This is a genomic window from Pleurocapsa sp. FMAR1, assembly GCF_963665995.1.
Classification (GTDB): Bacteria; Cyanobacteriota; Cyanobacteriia; order Cyanobacteriales; family Xenococcaceae; genus Waterburya.
In genome coordinates, this window is record NZ_OY762512.1 from 1834082 (window position 1) to 1853399 (window position 19318).

The following is a 19318-nucleotide window of genomic DNA, read 5'->3' on the forward strand; positions in this document are numbered from 1 at the left end:
GCAGTTCGTTGGCGGGGTTCCCCCGCTTAAAGAAACTGCTGAACCCGAAGGGGGGTTTCCCCCGTTGAGCAAACTGTTGAACCCTTTAGGGGGTCGCTCGCCTATTCCCTAATTACTCAACTCCTGCTGCTTCAGAGACTTCAAGAGCGATCGCAGCCCAATCCATATCGCCCCTTCCCTTCGCCATTGCTGCTAGAAATTGGTCGTGAACTAAACTGGCTAAAGGCATTGGCATATTACAGGCTTGGGCAGTTTGCAAAGCTAAAGTAATGTCTTTTAGCCCCAGGGAGAGTTTGAAGCCTGGTTTATAGTCATGTTCGACGATCTGCTTGCCATATCCTTTATATACTGTACAAGAGAATAAGGTTTCGCCAAATAGTTCGGCTACTTTGGCAGGTTCGACACCATTTTTTTCAGCTAGGGTAAAAGCTTCCGCCATCGCTTCAATTGCTGCTACGATACTAAAATTAACCGACAATTTAACTACGTTGGCACTACCGATAGTATCACCAAAATCATATACTTTTTGCCCCATGACTTTTAACAGTGGCTGCACCCGCTCTTTAGCTGTAGAATTTCCCGATAGACAAATATTGAGTCTCGCTGCTTCGGCAGCATCGGGACGACCTAAAACGGGGGATGCTAAATAGTAAGAACCTACTTCTTGATGTGCCTGGGCTAATTTCTCTGCTGTACTAGGGGCAATAGTACTCATGGATAGATGAATACCGTCTTTACCTAACTGCTTGAGAATGCCATCATCCTCTAAAACTACGCTTTCAACAGCATCGTCATTAGATAACATAGTAATAACAATGCCCCCTGGGGTAACTGCATCGGCGGGCGCGTCTGCTAATTCTGCACCTTTTTCAATTAGCGGTTGAGCTTTTTCGGCAGTACGATTATAAACTTTGAGCTTGTAGCCTGCATCGATTAAATTGTTTGCCATTTGCAGACCCATGTTACCTAGACCAATAAATCCAATTGGTTGTTTCACTGTTTATCTTCTGTTTAAGTTTAATAAATTAATATGTGCAAGGGCATGGCTGAGTCTTCGACTTGCTTCGCAACCGCTACGCGCGACATCTAAGATAGATAAGGATAATAGGGAAGCGGTATCCGTTCAGGGACTCCCTACTTTCTACAAAGAGCGAAGCGACACTAGCCCACACTACTGGTTTGATCGTTCTCAAAAGAGGTGCTGAGAGTAACTTCTGACCATTCTTTAAGTTCTTTCTCCAAGGATTCTATTTTCTGACGAACAATTTCTAACGCATCCTCTCCTAATACTAAACGCAGAGGAGGGTTATCCGACTCAACTACTTTAATCATTGCTTGTGCAGCTTTGTCAGGATCTCCTGGTAGATTACTGCTGTCCGACATCATTTTAATAAGTTTATGGACAGTTTCTTCATAGTCATCAATTTGACAATCGGGAGTTGTCATAGAACTTGGACCATTGGTTCTAAACCCTCCTGGCTCGACCAAAGTTAGCTTAATACCTAAAGGTGCAATCTCTTGTGCCAATGCTTCAGAATAACCTTCGATCGCAAACTTGCTAGCAGAATAAATGCCCATACCAGGAAAAGCCGTCAAACCAGCAGCCGAGGAGACATTAAGTATATGACCGCTTTTTCTTTGGCGAAAATAGGATAGCATTGCTTTGATTACATTTAAAGTGCCAAAGCAGTTAACCTCAAACTGATAACGTATCTGTTCGTCTGCGATTTCTTCTACTGCACCCATAGTAGCAAACCCTGCATTATTGACTAACACATCTATCTGACCAAAAGTAGAAAGTGCTGTGTCAATAGCTTGGCTGATTTCATCTATTTTTGTAATATCCAAATTTACCGCTTTTACAGTGTCGGGATATTGTTTGACCAAATCTTCGATCGCTTCGGGATGTCTAGTTGTTGCCACAACTTTATCTCCTTTGGCTAATACGGCTTCGGTCAAACAGCGACCAAAACCGCTATTGCTACCCGTAATAAACCAGACTTTATTATCAGTATTCATGGTGTTTACCTATTTAATTTAATTTTGTTTTTGCCTCACCTTCAAGCTAAATCATAGCTGCATATATTAGCTTCCACAATCTTGCCCATACTTGTCGATTATTGCCTCTTATAGTTGTGCCAATTCTTTTTTGAGTACCAATGTTTAAAACCTTAACAAACTTAATTGTTTTAACCTGAACTTAACGTTATTTATGACATCTCCAACATTCTCTGAATAGGTTTTAAGGCTCTGGTGCGAATATCTTCAGGTAAAGTAATTTCTGGGGTTTTATTTTTCATCGCCAAGTAAAGCTTCTCTAATGTATTCAGGCGCATATAAGGACATTCATTACAGGCACAGTTATTCATGGCTGGGGCAGGGATAAAATGCTTATTAGGCGCAAATTTTTCCATTTGGTGAATTATTCCAGGTTCTGTAGCGACGATAAATTTATCACTACTACTTGTTTGACAATATTTTAATAAGGCCGTAGTTGAACCAATAAAGTCGGCATGACGTAAGACGGGAGGTTCACATTCAGGGTGAGCAATCATTTCGGCGCTGGGATGCTCAACCTTTAATTCAATAATTCTCTTTTCTGAGAAGGTTTCGTGAACAATACAGCTACCTTCCCATAAAACTAAGTCTCTACCTGTTTGCTCACTAACGTAACGACCTAAATTTTTATCTGGCGCAAAAATAATTGGCTGCTCTTCTGGAATTTGCTTAACTATTTTTACCGCATTGGAACTAGTACAAATAATGTCACTTAGAGCTTTGATTTCGGCAGTACAGTTAATGTAAGAGATAACTATATGATCGGGGTGAGCATCTTTGAAAGCCTTAAATTCTTTTGGTGGGCAACTATCAGCCAAAGAGCAGCCAGCTTCAAGATCGGGTAATAAAACCAACTTGTTAGGATTGAGTATTTTCGCGGTTTCTGCCATAAAATGCACTCCCGCGAAAACAATTACTTCTGCATCAGTATTAGCAGCCTGTTGCGATAAACCCAAGGAATCGCCCAGATAATCGGCAATATCTTGAATATCTGCTTCCTGGTAATAGTGAGCTAGAATTACGGCGTTTAACTCTTGCTTTAGCTCGTTAATTGCGCCAAATAAGTCATTAGGAATCTGGTAAGGATTTGCTTTAGGTTTAGCTGCTGTAAACATATTATTTGGTGTTAGTTAGTCTAAAATTTAGTTTAGTTGGCATTTATAGTAAAAATTACTATAAGTATAGTATAGTTTATTTAACCAATATTTGCAGAGTAAACACATAGCAGTTGAGCGTTGCTAAATACGTAATAATTTTAAGCCAGTCGCTTGCGAAAAATTTAGCTCTTGACTTTGATAAAAGATGGTATAATCTATGTCTGATAAGGGGTTAGACCCACCGATAAGAGCGGCAGTTTGTCTGGTTAATGATTTGATTCAACGATTACCATTATTTGCCAAAAAACATGAGTACTGCTGCAAAAAACGTTGCCATTATTGGTGCTGGACTTAAAGGGTTGGCTTGTGCGATCGCTTTAGAGAAACAAGGTATTAGACCACGAGAGGGCATAGACTACGCCTTCATAGTTTGGTGGCGGTTACGGGACCCACAAGCTATAAGGAGCGAAGCATAGGAACGCAGGTAGTCAACTAAAAGGCTTAGAGCTTTTTGATAATAGAGTAGAACAGGATTAATCTAGGGGTTTTGATTGCTATATAAGTAGCCGCAAGTTAAGAGTATAGCCAGCTATCAATTATTCTCAACATAGTTTTATCACCCAATCCTCTAACATTTTCTAATACTTCGGTTGATGATTTAAAAGGTCTTGCTGCGATAATTTTGGGAGCTATATCGTTGGCTTTTTTGTCCGATCGCAGAACTAATTTTAATTTACTAACCAACTCTATTAAATTAGCTTCATTGAAAGTTGTCAGTGGCTCTATTTTTTCAGGAAGTTTACTCTTTAGAGAGTCAATTTTTTGCTCTAATTCTTTGTTCTTTTGAGTGTATTCACTTTTTAATTCGTTTAGTCGATTTTCTATTCTTGATTCTATATTAGTTAAGCGAGTTTCTAGATTATCTGTATTTAGTTGACGATCTTGTGGAGGTAGAGGTTGTCGAAATATGGCAACCTGATCTTTGATTATTGTTTCGTTTTTTTCTTCAACAATATATGCTGCGATCGCTTCTCCTATTTCTAGATTTAATTCTCTTGCTCTTGCTGCTGCATAATATTCAAAATGCCCATCTATTACCTGAAAAGAATTGATACCTGTTCGACTTACTATGATGGGATTAATTATGCCTTCTGCTGCCACAATCAAATTAGCAGCCTGTTCTATTTTTTGTTGATCAAAATTAGAACGAGGGCGATTACAAGTTATTGTTCTAACTTCTACTAATGATGATGATAAAGTCATGCTACTCCTATTTTTTTCAATACTTCAGTTGCCAAGTTTTCAAATTCTTGGGAAGATTTAGAATTAGGGCTATAGTCTAATACAGATCTAGGATCGGGTATTTCTATTTCACCGACAAGCTGAACAGCATCAGAGCATTTAGCCAAATCTTCACGTTGAAATATGGTGGTGCTTAATAACGGTAAACTATATTTATTGGTTATTTTAGATAATTGCTTTGGCAATGTATGCTGAACAAATTTGGCATGAGTTGATATTTTACAGGGAAGAACACCAATTATTTCTAATGGTTTTTGATTAATTACTTTTTTGGTAGCGTTAATATCTTTAATAAAGTTTTTGACGTTTACTAATCCTTGGTTAGCAAAAGGTTTCAAGTCCGAAGGAATTAGTAAATATTCTGCTGTAATTAAAGCAATCCTGGCATATAGATTTAGAGACGGAGGAGTATCAATTAAAACAATATCATATTGGTCTTTAACTTCTTTTAGCTTTTCTAGCAGAATAAAATTTATTGAAGCTAACTGATTTAATCTATTTTCTTTCTCCATTAAACTTATATGAGCAGGAATAATATCAACTGTTGGACTACAAAAATCAGATGTTCTTTTAATATCTTTGATCGGATAGGACTCTGAAAATCCTATAATATGAGACACGTTTGCTTTTTCAATATAATCATCAAACTCATCATCAAATTTAACTAAACCTGTAGCAAAAGTTGTATTTGCCTGACTATCTAAATCTATAACTAATACTTTTTTACCTTTTTTACTCAGTGCTGCTGCTAAATTAACTACGGTGGTTGTTTTGCCTACGCCACCTTTATTATGATATACCGCTATAGTTTTCATGCTTTGCTTTGCTTGTGGTTTATTTATTGTGGAGGTATTGCTAGTAGCTACTTTACTAGTTTTTCTATTATTTTTTCTAAGACTATCTTTCCCAATTAAAGCTTTAATATTAGCAATATTATTGTCAATATCATTTCCACTACATCGGAATAACAGTTTTAATGAATTAGGAAATAAACCTCTAGATAATCCTGGCGAACTTACTCTTTGGTAAATTCTCAAGTCTTTACCATTGGTTAAAACTCCGTACTTGACTGAGATGCTATGCAAATATATATTAAACTTTCTAACATGATTGTCTAAATTTTCTTTTGGATGTTTTGTTTCTATAATTAGGCTACGAGTTAAATTTATCTTTGTTTGATTAGAAACAATTGGTTTGCTCAAGATCAAGAAGTCTAAACGAATATTGCGAATAGTTACTTCTTCATACCAACTATTAGGAGAATAGCCTAATTTTGGCAACAAATAGTGAACTACTAGCTTGCTTCTTACTTCTGCTTCATTACGACAATAGTGATGATTAAAACTCAATGGAATACACTTAAATCTATAATTCGGTCAATAGTTGTATTTTACTAATAAGTAGGTAATTGTAATTAAATGTAAGATAGTTTGGTTTGGTTCGGGATTAGGAATAAAATTTCAAGATCGAGTCTTATAAATTATTTCGCCTACTTACTTATTCTAAATGCTTGATAGCGATCGCCATTTTCTAAATCCCTACACTAGATTAGAAATTAGTCGATTGACGTTAGATTGAAGAAGAATTAGTTAGCAAGTAAACCAATAACTATATTGAATCATAATCACTCTTCACAATCCGATCATCAAAGTCGTTTTTGGCGGTTGGCGATAGTTAATATTTTGTCTAACTTAATGGTGCCGTTGGCTAGCTTGGTTGATGTAGCATTTTTAGGACATTTGACAGAAATTCGTCATTTAGCAGGAGTGGCGATCGCCACTATCCTATTTAACTATATTTACTGGACTTTTGGTTTTCTACGGATGGGAACAACGGGTTTAACTGCTCAAGCAATGGGTAGAAACGAAGCAGACCAAGTTATTTTAACTTTATTACGTAATGGTGCGATCGCTCTGACTCTGGGCATAATTATTCTTATTTTGCAGCAACCCATAAGAGAAATTGGCTTTAGGTTACTCAAAGCCGACTCAGGAGTAATTGAAGCGGGACGAACCTATTATAATGCTTTGATTTGGGGCGCGCCTGCCACGCTGCTAAACTTTGTTTTACTAGGTTGGTTTCTGGGCAAAGAACAAGGAAAAAAAGTATTTCTGTTCTCTCTAGTAAACAGTGGGGCGAATGTTTTTTTTGATTACCTATATATTGTCCAGTGGGGACAAAAGAGTGCTGGCGCAGGCACTGCCACGGCAATCAGTCAATACACAACTCTACTATTATGCTTAATTATGGTCGGGCGAGAAATTCCTTGGTCTTCCTTACGGCATAACTTTAAAAACATAATTAATATTTCGGCATTTAAAGCTACTTTTTCTCTTAACAGAGATATTTTAATTCGCACTTTGGCTTTAATATCTACCTTTGCTATATTTACTAACCTCAGCGCAACCATGGGAACTATGGTTTTGACTGCCAACACCTTACTTTTGCAGGTAGTAACTTTAGCGGCCTACTTTATTGATGGTATTGCCTTTGCTACCGAAAGTATTGCTGGGAATTTACAGGGACAAGGACAAGATAAGCAGCTAATGCCTCTACTTAAACTAGCTGGCGGTAGTAGCTTACTAGCTGGTTTGGGTTTTGCGATCGCCTTTGCTCTATTTACGCAGCCGTTATTTAGTCTTTTGACTAGTCACTCGGAAGTAGTTAAATTAGTCGGTAACTATGTATGGTGGCTATTGCCTATTCTGGGTTTTGGTTCAATGGCATATATGCTAGACGGCTATTTTTTAGGTTTGACCGCAGGCAAAATATTACGCCAGTCTACTCTTATTGCTACTTTATTCGGCTTTGCGCCTATGGCGATCGCAGCATGGTATACCCATAAATCGCATTTACTTTGGTTAGCACTGGCTTTATTTATGGCAGCTAGGAGTATAACCCTAGGTTTAGAAGTAAGAAGGCGATTCAGTCGCATTCACTAACGCCTATTTAAATTTAGGCGTTAGTGAATGCGTAATATTATAGAGCCTAATAATCAGTACACATTCGCCAAAGACGTACGGTTTAAAAATGCCATAGGATCTACTGCACTTTGACCCTTAGGGTGAATTTCAAAATGTAAATGAGGACCAGTGCTATAGCCCGTGCTTCCCATTTCCGCTATCTGTTCCCCTTGATTGACTCTCTGACCAACGTTAACCATGATTCTATTGTTGTGGGCGTAGAGAGTAACGCTACCGTCTAAATGCTGAAGCTCAATCATATTGCCATAGCCTCCACTATTCCAACCTGCCTCAATTACTTCTCCTGATGCTGCTGCTACAACTGGAGTGCCAATAGGCGCAGCAATATCAACTCCTGCGTGGAGTCTACCCCAACGCCAGCCATAACCAGAAGACAATACTCCTTTAGCAGGCCAAGCATAACCGTTAAAGACCTTTGGTAGATATTCTTCTGAGGGAGGTAACGGGGGTAGTTGTAATGCAATAGCATCTTTATCTAATAGATCTGGTTGTAAATCATGTTTAGCAGCAATAGAAGTCGCCGTATCATCCGTCTTAATAGATTGAACTTCAGAGTCATCTCCACCAACACTAGAAGCACCAGCATCATTTAAAGTATTCTGTTGTTTTGATTGAGGCTGATGGCGATAATTACGCAACTGCTCAATTTCCGCTCTAAACTTGGTAATGTAAGGATCATCCGTTGAATTTGCTGAGTCATGACTATTATTGTGCCGATTTAACCTCTCTCCATCGTCTTTTAAAACTTTAGCTGAAAGCTCGGTAGAGGCTAACTTCACATTTCTTTGATTTGTATCAGCCTTATATAAAGCACTATCAATTGCTTTGGAAGGAATTTTTAACTCTCGATCAATCCGGATAATATTGGCGTTTTTCAGACTGTTGAGCTTGACTAATTCTGCACTAGAAACCTGATATTTTCTAGCAATTTGTTCAACAGTATCGCCAGATTTTACCTTGTAAATTTTAAAATCTGAACTAGCTGCTAAAGCAGGAGTGGAAGGTAAAGCTAAAGATTTATAGTCATTAGCGACCAAACTAGATATTGCCTGATGTTTAAGATATGAGGAGTCTAGATTGTTATTTACTTGACCAACAAGAAAACTGTTTTGCTGATTAGGGGTTGCTTGAGCAAGATCTGCTAGATTTGTGGCTTTGTTTCTCAAAGGTGAAGTAATCAAACTAAAGATACGTGGTAAAAAAGCAGAGCGTTTAGTTTGGCTGGTGTTGGAATTAGATGTTGGTGAAGTCGAAAATTGATTGCTAAAACTAGCCGTTTTGCCTGATTCTGAGTTTAAATTTTTGGCGGCAGCCACTGTACCATAGATCGGCAGACAAATTACTACTGCGATCGATGTAGCTAACCCCAATTTGATAGTTAAGCTGCTGTTGCGTCTGACGTTTTTGGCTGAGATTAAAGGAGATTGATTTAAAGAACTAATATTTGATTGCTCTTTGGGAGTGGAAGCTTTGTGAGAAGGCATAATATTAGAGTCAGATGCTTAAATTCTATAGTGGTTGGTGATTTGCTCTGCCAAAAGGCTTAAATATGAGGGAAGTGTGACCGTTGGTCAAGTAACTTAAAAATGTATTCAACAGAATTTACCACCAATAGGCGTAAAAGGTTATCTGCCAAAAAATAACTAGTTATTTCTATGGAAGGTTATCTTAAAACTGAGATTAAAACAAGAAGAGTATAGAAAAAAATAAGATCTAATTGAGTGAACTGTTGTTAGTACGTCTAAATGTGAATTAAAAAATCTTAAAATCTTTTAAATACGTTCTTTCTTATGAGATTTTTCTGCCTAGCTAGCTAAGAAACTTAAATTTCTGAGTTCTCTTAGAAGCTAAAAGCTAAGAGCTAAGAGCTAAAAACCAGTAAACTAGAACGAGGCTAATTTACATTAGGCGTATTGGTAGTCTGTCTAATCGCTTCAAATAGACCGATCGCCACACTGACAGAAAGATTTAAACTACGTACATTAGGTTCGGCAATATTGATCCTTACTTTCTCGTCACAAGCATCAATAACTGCTGCGGGTAAGCCTGCGGTTTCCTTGCCAAACAATAGCCAATCTGTGTCTTGATACTGACAGGCAAGATAGTTTTTGCTGCCACGTACGGTAAAACCGATTAGCCTACCGCCTCTTTGACTATGTTCTTGCCAAAAAGCAGCTAAATTCTCGTGATAATGTAAATCTACATAGGGCCAATAGTCCAATCCTGCTCGTTTTAGATAGCGATCGCTAATCTCAAATCCTAACGGTGCAACTAAATGTAGCTCTGTTTTAGTAGCAGCACAGGTACGGGCAATATTTCCCGTATTTGGCGGAATTTCAGGATAAACTAGAACAATTCGTACCATTTAGGCAATTATCAATTATCAGGCTATCAAAGCAGGTGGACATACGGCATAATTCAAATCTCGTTCTTGTTGAGCAATAGCTTGAATATCTTGCTGAATAATCTGAGGAATAGGCATTCCTTGGCGATGTAACTTTAACCATTGCTGGGCGGTATTTCCCGTGCGCAGAATTTTCTTAAGAGGGGATAAAAAACAGCTAAAGCCTTGTTTTTTGGCAAGGGGATACACCTCATCATAAATTTCTTTAATCCAATCCCTGGCGATGATTTTTCTGCCGTCTTGCCAGTGGCGTAGTTCTGCATCTAAACTGTGGCGCGCTGCTGCCATTTCGTTGGCATCAGCCAAGGCCATTAACTCTGACTGGAGATCGTTGGCTGACAAATTACTTTGCTGTAGAGGATCGAGGTTTAAATTAGCCATCATTTGCATAATTCTTGCCTCTAACAAAGCAGTAATTGCCAAAAGAGCCAGGGGATCGACAACTAGGTCACAAATCCTTAATTCCAAACGATTAAGATTATAAGGACGGCGATCGCCATTTGGTCGAACCGCACTCCATAGATGACGCACATTACGCATTTTGCCTGCTGCTAGCTGTTCCTCTGTCCAGAGAATAAAATGACCGTGACTTTCAAACAGGGGTACATTTTGAGGTGTTTTAGGAAACATTTGCCAACGGGATGAATGACTACCCGTTACCTTGCCGTCGATAAAGGGAGAAGACGCGCTCAAAGCTAAATATAAAGGAGCTTCTACCCGCACTAAACGACAGGCTTGCATCAGCAATTCAGGATCATCAATACCCACGTTGATATGAATGCTGGCGGTAACTACATCTGTGCCGTAGGTTTGCTCAATGTAGGTATGATAAGGATTATTGGGATCGGAGCGACAAAAGCGATCGCTTCCGCCTAATGACATGGTGCTACCAGGAATTATTGTGTAATTTCCTAAAGTCTGAATGTAGGATCTCATAGCTTGCCGAGGTTTTAGCAAGGCGCACAACAGGCGATCGTAGGCACAAAAAGGGGCAGTGGTATACTCAACATTACGACTGTCTGGTTCGCGGACAAAACCATCTAAAGCCTGAACAATTTTATCTGACAAGCCCACCGTCTCACCTTCTGGAGTGCCAGTATACATTTCTACTTCAAAGCCTTTGGACAGTAAACTCATCTTTCAATTTTATTACTAGTTCAACTGTAAATATATTTGGACAAACTTAATTTTCTCTAAGAGAATATCTAAAAAATGCTCTTGGTTGGATTTTTGCTGTTTTCTGCTTTTTTGTTCTTACCCTAAGCTTAAAAAGCTTTAATCTAGCTAATTAAACTTGGGAGACAACCTTTAAAGAATATAAGAAACTTACTTAATTTAGGCTTTATATAAAAAATTCCAATGATCTTGCGGGTTTTATTGCAGTGTATACGATTAACAGTGTAAACGATCACAGTTAAGGAAAGATCAAAAGATTAAGATACACAAAATATGTTCTCTTTGGGTTAATATTTCTAATTGTTACGTTCCAACCCTATTTAACAATAATTTTTTTATGGCAACACTTTTATCTACTCATAGTGCTAAACACTACCAGACAGACCAACAGGTAAAGTATTTACATCTAGAAGCAGAAGTAGATATACTGTTGCAAAAATTAACTGCTCTTCAAAAACAACAGCTTTTAAAGAAACTTTCTACTAAATCATCTGAGTCTAGCGAATTAAATGCAGGCTAGGTTTTAAGATAATTTAATTGGCGTTTTTTAAACGCCGACGACCGAATCTAAGGAAGTAAAGAATGAAGATGCATCCTCAGCTAATCCTAGCCTTGGCTCAAAAAAATGCTCTCAAGGTAATTAGTGGCTTAAATAATTTCGACCAGGAACGAGTAGTGGCAGTAGTTAAAGCTGCCGAAGCAGGTGGTGCAACTTTTGTTGATATTGCTGCCAAAGCAAGTTTAATCGAGACAGTTCGCAGCATAACCAGCTTGCCCATCTGTGTCTCGGCAGTTGAACCAAAACTGTTTGTCAGTGCGGTTAAGGCTGGTGCTGACTTAATTGAAATAGGTAATTTTGATAGCTTCTATAGCCAAGGACGGAAGTTTGAGGCAACAGAAGTATTAGAATTGACCCAGAAAACGCGATCGCTATTGCCTCAAGTGACTCTTTCGGTTACAGTGCCACACATTTTGGCTTTAGATGAACAAGTCCAGTTGGCTCAACAGCTAGTACAGGCGGGAGCGGATATAATTCAAACCGAAGGTGGAACTAGTATTGCCCCTGTTAACCCTGGTGTGAGAGGCTTAATTGAAAAAGCTGCCCCCACATTAGCTGCTGCCTATAGCATTTCCCATGCCGTAGATATTCCGGTACTTTGTGCTTCGGGCTTATCTAGCGTGACCGTACCAATGGCGATCGCTGCTGGCGCTTCGGGAGTTGGTGTTGGTTCGGCAATTAATCAGCTAAACAGCGAAGTTGCTATGGTTGCTGCTGTACGGAGTCTAGTTGAAGCTTTAGCAAGTCGTCAATTCAGCGAACAGACAGGGGCAAACAGCCCTTCGGGTTCGGCAGTACATTAGCTGTAGGGTGGGCAGGAAAAACAAGCGTGTTTTTATCAGAACGTGCTGCTACTCATGCCCACCAAAAATAATCATTTTATTATCTTTATATTTCTGATAAGGCATCTTTGAGAGCGTAAGCTACCTGCTCTTGTTCCTCTGGAGAAATACCAGGAAACATCGGTAAAGATAACACTTCTTGGGCAGCTTGCTCCACTATGGGCAACTGCCCTTTTTGATAGCCTAAATCGTCATATACAGGCTGCAAATGCAGCGGAATTGGATAATAGATCATAGAAATTATTCCCTGATGCTTTAAGTATTCTTGAACTAAATTCCGCTTTAGCTTCTTATTTAAGCTCTCTTGAGTCACACAAACTGTATATTGATTCCAGACGCTATCTCCTCCCGCTATAGCTTGGGGTAACTTGATTGACGTAACCGAGTGTAAAAGTTCTTGATAGTAGTTTGCAGCCTGTTGACGCTGTTGATTCCAGTAGTCAAGATAGCGCAGCTTAATGGTCAAGATAACGGCTTGAACCGCATCTATACGGGTGTTCAAGCCAATAAAATCATGACGATAGCGTTGAGGCGAACCATGTTCTTTAAGGATTCGCATTTGTTTGGCGATCGCACTATCGTTAGTTGTGACTGCACCACCATCCCCACAGGCACCTAGATTTTTAGTCGGAAAAAAGCTAAAGCAACCCACATGACCAATGCTGCCTACTTTGCGTTCATTCCAGGCTGCACCCGTAGCCTGAGCGCAGTCTTCGATTACATATAAATTATGAGCTTTGGCGATCGCCATTAATTTCGTCATGTTTACAGGCTGTCCAAAGATATGCACAGGAATAATAGCTTTTGTCTGAGGTGTTATCTTTTGCTCTACCTGAGTTAAATCAAAGTTAAATGTATCAAGCTCAATGTCTACAAAGACTGGCTTTGCGCCCACCCTGGTTATCACCTCGGCAGTGGCAAAAAAAGTAAAGGGACTAGTAATTACCTCGTCCCCTGCACCAATATTTAGAGCTTTTAAAGCCAAAAAGAGGGCATCTGTGCCTGAATTGCAGCCAACGCATTCAGTAACGCCTATGTAATTAGCAAACTTTTCTTCAAAAGTAGCAACGGCCTCTCCGCCGATATAACGACCAGAATTAAGGATTTCGAGAACAGCAGAGTCTGTTTCTGCTTTAATTAGCTTATATTGTCTAGTTAAATCGACTGGGGGAATCTTCTTCACTCGCTTAAATTAAGAGTTTGCTTTAGTTAAAATATTTTCAATAATGAATTGAGTATAGAGTAGCGTGAAAAAAAGATATTTAGTAGTAACTGATTAAAGTACGCCCGATCAAATTCGCGGTGAGAAAAGACCAGTCCGCATCTGCCCCTAAAGGATTCCGACATCAAAAAGCATTCCCTTACGCCTAGCGTCGATCTAAATTCAAGTTGGAAGCAAAGTTAAAATTACATAGTCTAATTAGGTACAGTAAAATTGTCTTATATACTCCAGGTTTTTCCCGCAGGAGCATTTTGAGGTTATGAAATCATCAGAAAATCGAGAACAGCAGATAAAAGCAAATCAACCAACTGAGAAATTTAGTAACTCTCCGCCTTTATCAAAAGTTGAAACCCTCAAGCTGCTAAACGAGAGTATTGACAAACTTGAGCAGACAATTAAGGGAATCAGTGAAAGTTCAAACAATAATTTACCATCTTCTGCCTCGATCAATGATTTAGTGAATACTACCCAAGAATTAGCTAATACTGTCGCTTTTGCAAATACTGAGCCTAGTCCTCAACCTATAGTTAAACAAGCCCCTGCCAAAAAGACTAATCTACCAATCGCCGATAAAAAAGTAGAGTCAATACCCTCAAGTCCGAATAAAATACCAGCCGTTAAAGCCAAAAAACAGGAAAAATTAGGTTTGATTGCTATTGGCGTTTTTGCGATCGCTATGGCAACTGTAGCCATATTTTGGCTATGGCTTCCCCAACGTCAGGCTCGTCTTGCTTCTCTTACTCAACCAGAACCTCAAGAAATTATTGCTGATGGTAACACCCTATCTGTTCCCGAAACAATCAATACACCTGAAGCCGAACCTATTGATATTGTTCCAGAAAACTCAACCCCACAGCCAGAGACAGTATCCAAAGCAGAATCTCTTACTGAAATAGCAATCCCCTCAGAGTTAACCTCTCCAGGAAGAGCTAAAAACCTCAAAATGGTGACTATTGAGCCAGAGTTGACTTTCACCCCCGAACAAACTCTAGTTGCCGCTTTACAAAGCAAAATTGCTCAGGTAAGCGAGGGTGACTCTACAGATACAGATACTGTCGATTCTATTAAAGTTGATTTGCCCCAAAGTAGTCTTCTGATAAAAGTCACTGACAATTGGTACGAATTAAACGAGTCTCGACAAAACAAATTAGCCAACGAAATTTTAGAACGCTCTCGTAAGCTCCAATTTAACAAACTAGAACTTCAAGATTCTACAGGTACACTAGTTGCACGCAACCCAGTCATTGGCAATCAAATAATTATTTTAAAAAGTGATAAAAATAATGACGCTGCTGATGCTAGATATAATTTCGCCCCCAAGCCTGGGGGCTTGGGGGAAAAAGAGTTTGATAGTTCATTGTCCTTCATCCTTCACCCCTTAGAATGTACAATGTCTCTGGAGTAATTTTTTAAAAGGATATAGTAACAGGTGGTCAAAAAATTGAGTAATGCAATCTTCATTAGTATTGCCGTAGTTTTTCTGTGTGGCTCGGTACTGATATTTTCTGTTTTGACTAATAATTCTAAGCAGCAAGCGATCGCCTCGCCAATGCAACAGCCTACGACTAATTCTCCCCAACTAATCGCTCAAAGTAATACCCCCCAAGAGGAAAATTCTATGGATTTAGACAACGCTCAAACTACAAATTCAGGCTTAAAGTATGTTGTTGTCAAGGAAGGTGACGGTGCGTCTCCCAAAAAGGGCGAAAACGTGACAGTTCACTATACAGGCACTCTAGAAGACGGTACCAAGTTTGATAGCTCTCGCGATCGCAATCGTCCTTTTTCTTTTAAAATTGGCGTTGGTCAAGTAATTAAAGGTTGGGATGAAGGAGTAGCCGACATGAAAGTTGGTGAAAGACGTACTCTGATTATTCCTCCAGAATTGGGTTACGGTGCCAAAGGTGCAGGTGGGGTAATTCCACCTAATGCCACTTTAGTTTTTGATGTGGAATTATTAAAAGTTGGTTAATTGAATTAGTATTAAACAAAATCGATGACCAAGTTTGTAAGATGGGCAATTTTGTCCATCTTAATTTTTTATTAGATTACCTCGATCGTAATGACCATGCAAAACGTTAAACAGCTACCTATTCCTGATTTTTTTAGCAGTGAAAAAGTCAAAAATGTTTATCGTGTTCCTTATCAACAACGTGCAGCAGAAGCAGAACTTTGGGCAGAAAAACATGATATTCAGCCAGCAGCAACAGATCGAAAACGGGTTGGTTTATTGCTGATTGATGTCCAAAATACCTTTTGTATTCCTGACTTTGAATTATTTGTCGGGGGTGCATCGGGAATGGGTGCAGTAGAAGACAACGCCAGGCTATGTGAGTTTATTTATCGTAATTTAGGTTCAATTACAGAAATTATCCCGACGATGGATAGCCATACGGCGATGCAGATCTTTCATCCTATTTTTTGGCTCGATGAAGCTGGAGAACATCCTAAACCTGCAACTATGATTAGCTTGAGCGAGGTTGAGCAAAACGTCTGGAAAGTCAACCCTGATGTTGCTGATAGTTTGACCAATGGTAATTTAAATCAGCTAGAACAGCACGCTTTACATTATGTGCAGCAACTGAGTAATGATGGTAAGTATCCCCTGACTATTTGGCCATATCATTCGATGCTGGGGGGAATTGGTCATGCTTTAGTATCAGCAGTAGAGGAAGCGGTATTTTTCCATAGTATTGCTAGAAAAAGTCAGACAAATTTTGAGCTAAAAGGCAGTAATCCTTTAACCGAAAACTATTCTGTACTAAGTCCCGAAGTTTTGGATAGTGTTGAGGGAAAATTTATTGCCCAAAAGAACGTAAATTTAATTCAAAAGCTGTTAGATTTTGATGCACTAATCATAGCAGGACAAGCTAAAAGTCATTGTGTGGCTTGGACAATTGATAATTTATTAACAGAAATAAAAAACATCGATCTCAGTTTGGCTAACAAGATTTATTTACTGGAAGACTGTATGTCTCCTGTGGTGATACCTGGAATCATAGATTTTACTTCCCAAGCTGAGGAAGCATTTGCACGTTTTGCTGAAGCGGGGATGAATCTTACAAAGTCTGTTGATGACCTAGGGTAATTTAGTTATGGTATCGATCTAAAGATATAGTTAATTTTATGTCAATATCTGTGCGAGTTTATAGATTCATTTACTTCAACTAACTAAACTGTAATGTAGTTCTTTATTCTTATCCTGTCTTTATACCTTAATGAAAGGTAAATTAATTCAAAATAAGTACTGTATTTTACGAACTTTAGGCAAGGATCAGTTTAGCGAAACTTTTTTGGCTAAGGATCGAGGTAAATTTTCATTCCGCCACTATGTTATTAAAAAATTTCGGCCAATTTTAGGCAATCCTTATGCAGAAGAGATGAGGCTTTTGTTTAACCAAGAAGCCACTATTTTAAAACGTCTGAGTGGTGAAAATCCGCAAATTCCTCGGCTGTATGAATGTTTTATGGACGGAGAGGATTTTTATCTAGTTCGTGAATGGATTAACGGCATTACTTTAGAACAAAAAGTACAGTGCGAGGGAGTAATCTGTGAGACAGAAGCCAAACAAATCTTAGATAGTATTCTTCAAGTTCTTAAATATATTCACAGTTACGACATTGTTTATCATCAGCTAAAACCCAGCAGTATTTTACTCCGTAAACAAAATTGGCTGCACCAAGGCAAAAAGCAAGATTATCTGCCCGTGCCAATTTATTTTGGTGGTGTCAAAGAATTAGCCAAACAACCAGAAAAATTCTATCAAGAAAGTTTTGCACTTGCTAACTTAAAAGAATATATTTCTCCAGAACAAGAAAAAGGACAGTCAGTTTACGCTAGTGATCTCTATAGTTTAGGATTGACAATCATTTATTTATTAACGGGAAAAACCCCCGCAGAGTTAAACCACAGTCCTTTTAGTAATAAACTGCTATGGCAGCATGAAGCGCCCGATCCAAAAACTAATTTAGCTAGAGTTATCGATCGGGCAATTTGTCCTAGAACTCAAGATCGCTTTACCTCAGCAGAAGAAATGTTACAGGCACTTCATTCTCAACCTGTACTTATCTCTAGATCTTTTGATGAGCGACTAACTAAAAAATCTTCTTTGACTCCCGAAATCAAGCTGATCTCAATGTTCTTTTTTTTGAGCTTGGGAATTATCGGCATTATTTTTAGTTTATTAAACTTTGGTTTGCCCCAGCTATCTGCAAGAAGCAAACTAGATAATTCTTCTGCAACTACTGAGAGAACAAAAACTATGTCTCGCAGTTCTAATTCATCTCCTATCAAATCGATCGACGGTTTAGATATACCTATTTTTCCGGTAGGCACCAAACGGGAGAAAATATTTAGTTATTTAGGAAATCCCAGTATAGAAACTCAAGGCTATTGGGGAAATAGTAAAGCCTTTTCCTATTTTGATTTTGTTCCTAACCAGGTTGCTTTAGGCTATTTAGCTGATGAAAAAACACAAAAAGTACGCCAAACAGAAATGACTTTTAATGATTCTGTTGATTTAGCGACAATTCAGCAGGCGGTACAAAAGTTGTTGTTAGAAAACTATTCACCAGATGTAGAAAATAAAATCAATCAGGTATTTTTTAAGACAAGTGCGGAAAATCAATTTGAATCTAAAAACTTAGCAGGGGTAATTCAACGTGATGAGGATAACGGTATTTATGTCGGTATCTGGGACAAGGATTTTCATTAACGGCAGAACCAAGGTTTAGAGCTTAACTTAAGTTTTTACTGATTAATTAGCGATCGCAAGTTACCTTTATTTTGATTTAATAGTGCTTCTCCCGCCTCGGCATCCAAGCCCGTCCAGTGCATTAATAAAGCTAATTTAACTTTCTTCTGGCTTTTTTCGAGTAAATCTTGTGCTTCAGTACGGTTAAGCTCCGTTAAATCGCTAATAATACGTAAGGCGCGATCGTTGAGCTTATCGTTAGTTACCGCCACATCAATCATGCGATTTCCGTAAACCTTGCCATAGCGTACCATTGCCCCCGTAGAGATAATATTTAACGCCATTTTAGTAACTGTACCCGCCTTAAGTCTGGTTGAACCTGCTAATATTTCTGCACCTACCAATAAGCGAATATCAATATCAGCATCAATGGCTACTTGTTCGCTGCTGACGCAGCTTATTGCTACAGTTTTTGCTCCTTTAGCTTTGGCTGCCTGTAATGCACCATGGACAAAGGGAGTTGTGCCTCCTGCGGTGATGCCTATGACTACATCTAAATCAGTTATTTGATGCTCGGCGATCGCTCTTGCCCCATCTTCAGGGCGATCTTCTAAAGCCTCAGAACTCTTAATCAAGGCTGCTGCACCTCCTGCTAAGATTCCCTGAACCAATTCTGGAGGAGTACAAAAGGTAGGAGGACATTCGGCTGCGTCTAATACTCCTAATCTGCCGCTAGTACCTGCACCAATATAAAACAGTCTGCCCCCTTGCTCAAATGCAGCAGCGATCACATCAATAGTTTTAGCCAGAGTCATACGAGCGTTTGCGATCGCCTCTATGGTTTTTGTATCTTCTTGATTAAATAAATCGACTATTTCTAAAGTGGATAAACTATCTAAATTTTGACTGTGAGGATTGATCTGTTCGGTTAACAAATGTCCCCGTGACTGTAACTTATCCATCTTAATAATTTATTTGAT

General features: G+C 38.8%; 17 protein-coding genes and 1 pseudogene. 8 read left to right on the top strand and 10 right to left on the bottom strand.

The genetic code is table 11. From position 1 onward, the window contains the following. Nucleotides 1-112: 112 nt before the first annotated feature. The 3 genes from SLP02_RS08965 to nadA form a co-directional block, all read right to left on the bottom strand. Complete coding sequence (locus SLP02_RS08965; protein ID WP_319420314.1) at nt 113-997, bottom strand: NAD(P)-dependent oxidoreductase; 885 nt, start codon at nt 995-997, stop codon at nt 113-115. A gap of 164 nt (nt 998-1161) precedes the next feature. Further along, nucleotides 1162-2019 carry an oxidoreductase gene (locus tag SLP02_RS08970; RefSeq protein ID WP_319420315.1) on the bottom strand — a complete coding sequence of 286 codons (858 nt, stop codon included), beginning with the start codon at nt 2017-2019 and terminating at the stop codon, nt 1162-1164. 191 nt (nt 2020-2210) lie between these two features. Next, nucleotides 2211-3173: a quinolinate synthase NadA gene (gene nadA, locus SLP02_RS08975; protein ID WP_319420316.1), complete on the bottom strand. Its 963-nt coding sequence runs from the start codon at nt 3171-3173 to the stop codon at nt 2211-2213. A gap of 290 nt (nt 3174-3463) precedes the next feature. On the opposite strand from nadA, the gene SLP02_RS08980 reads away from it, so the two are divergent. Next, entirely contained in the window at nt 3464-3631 is a 168-nt protein-coding gene (locus SLP02_RS08980; RefSeq protein ID WP_319420317.1) for a hypothetical protein, read from the top strand. A gap of 97 nt (nt 3632-3728) precedes the next feature. Here SLP02_RS08980 and SLP02_RS08985 read toward each other — a convergent pair whose 3' ends face one another. After that, nucleotides 3729-4418, bottom strand: coding sequence for a ParB N-terminal domain-containing protein (locus SLP02_RS08985; RefSeq protein WP_319420318.1), 690 nt, complete (start codon nt 4416-4418; stop codon nt 3729-3731). Then, a complete protein-coding gene (locus tag SLP02_RS08990) occupies nt 4415-5806 on the bottom strand; it encodes an AAA family ATPase (RefSeq protein ID WP_319420319.1) in 1392 nt (463 codons plus the stop codon). The genes SLP02_RS08985 and SLP02_RS08990 overlap by 4 nt, the downstream gene beginning before the upstream one ends. Nucleotides 5807-6070: 264 nt before the next feature. Between SLP02_RS08990 and gntT the strand changes: the two genes are divergently transcribed. Beyond that, the gene (gene gntT, locus SLP02_RS08995; RefSeq protein ID WP_319420320.1) at nt 6071-7399 is read left to right on the top strand and encodes a guanitoxin biosynthesis MATE family efflux transporter GntT; all 1329 of its coding nucleotides are present in this window, start codon (nt 6071-6073) and stop codon (nt 7397-7399) included. 53 nt (nt 7400-7452) lie between these two features. Here gntT and SLP02_RS26570 read toward each other — a convergent pair. From SLP02_RS26570 to gshA, 3 genes and pseudogenes are all read right to left on the bottom strand, one after another. After that, nucleotides 7453-7908 (bottom strand): annotated as a pseudogene (locus tag SLP02_RS26570) (M23 family metallopeptidase); the annotation flags it as partial. 1427 nt (nt 7909-9335) lie between these two features. Then, nucleotides 9336-9806: a tRNA (uridine(34)/cytosine(34)/5-carboxymethylaminomethyluridine(34)-2'-O)-methyltransferase TrmL gene (gene trmL, locus SLP02_RS09005; RefSeq protein WP_319420322.1), complete on the bottom strand. Its 471-nt coding sequence runs from the start codon at nt 9804-9806 to the stop codon at nt 9336-9338. An 18-nt stretch (nt 9807-9824) separates the two neighbouring features. Further along, entirely contained in the window at nt 9825-10982 is a 1158-nt protein-coding gene (gshA, locus tag SLP02_RS09010) for a glutamate--cysteine ligase (protein WP_319420323.1), read from the bottom strand. 376 nt (nt 10983-11358) lie between these two features. Between gshA and SLP02_RS09015 the strand changes: the two genes are divergently transcribed. Together SLP02_RS09015 and SLP02_RS09020 are read left to right on the top strand one after the other, a co-directional pair. Continuing rightward, nucleotides 11359-11541, top strand: a complete 183-nt coding sequence (locus tag SLP02_RS09015; RefSeq protein WP_319420324.1) for a hypothetical protein — start codon at nt 11359-11361, stop codon at nt 11539-11541. 62 nt (nt 11542-11603) lie between these two features. Then, nucleotides 11604-12383, top strand: a complete 780-nt coding sequence (locus tag SLP02_RS09020; protein ID WP_319420325.1) for a DUF561 domain-containing protein — start codon at nt 11604-11606, stop codon at nt 12381-12383. A gap of 85 nt (nt 12384-12468) precedes the next feature. Here the strand turns inward: SLP02_RS09020 and SLP02_RS09025 are convergent, their stop codons facing one another. Continuing rightward, complete coding sequence (locus SLP02_RS09025) at nt 12469-13605, bottom strand: DegT/DnrJ/EryC1/StrS family aminotransferase (RefSeq protein WP_319420326.1); 1137 nt, start codon at nt 13603-13605, stop codon at nt 12469-12471. Nucleotides 13606-13903: 298 nt separating this feature from the next. Here SLP02_RS09025 and SLP02_RS09030 point away from each other — a divergent pair, with 298 nt between their 5' ends. From SLP02_RS09030 to SLP02_RS09045, 4 genes are all read left to right on the top strand, one after another. Next, nucleotides 13904-15049 (top strand): hypothetical protein, encoded by a 1146-nt coding sequence (locus SLP02_RS09030; protein ID WP_319420327.1) that lies wholly within the window; start codon nt 13904-13906, stop codon nt 15047-15049. Nucleotides 15050-15085: 36 nt separating this feature from the next. Beyond that, nucleotides 15086-15616 carry an FKBP-type peptidyl-prolyl cis-trans isomerase gene (locus tag SLP02_RS09035; RefSeq protein WP_319420328.1) on the top strand — a complete coding sequence of 177 codons (531 nt, stop codon included), beginning with the start codon at nt 15086-15088 and terminating at the stop codon, nt 15614-15616. A gap of 90 nt (nt 15617-15706) precedes the next feature. Then, on the top strand, nt 15707-16732 hold the full coding sequence (locus tag SLP02_RS09040; RefSeq protein WP_319420329.1) for an isochorismatase: 1026 nt from the start codon (nt 15707-15709) through the stop codon (nt 16730-16732). A gap of 130 nt (nt 16733-16862) precedes the next feature. After that, nucleotides 16863-18359: a serine/threonine-protein kinase gene (locus tag SLP02_RS09045; RefSeq protein ID WP_319420330.1), complete on the top strand. Its 1497-nt coding sequence runs from the start codon at nt 16863-16865 to the stop codon at nt 18357-18359. A 35-nt stretch (nt 18360-18394) separates the two neighbouring features. Here SLP02_RS09045 and murQ read toward each other — a convergent pair whose 3' ends face one another. Continuing rightward, nucleotides 18395-19300: an N-acetylmuramic acid 6-phosphate etherase gene (gene murQ, locus SLP02_RS09050; RefSeq protein WP_319420331.1), complete on the bottom strand. Its 906-nt coding sequence runs from the start codon at nt 19298-19300 to the stop codon at nt 18395-18397. Between the last annotated feature and the right edge of the window lie 18 nt (nt 19301-19318).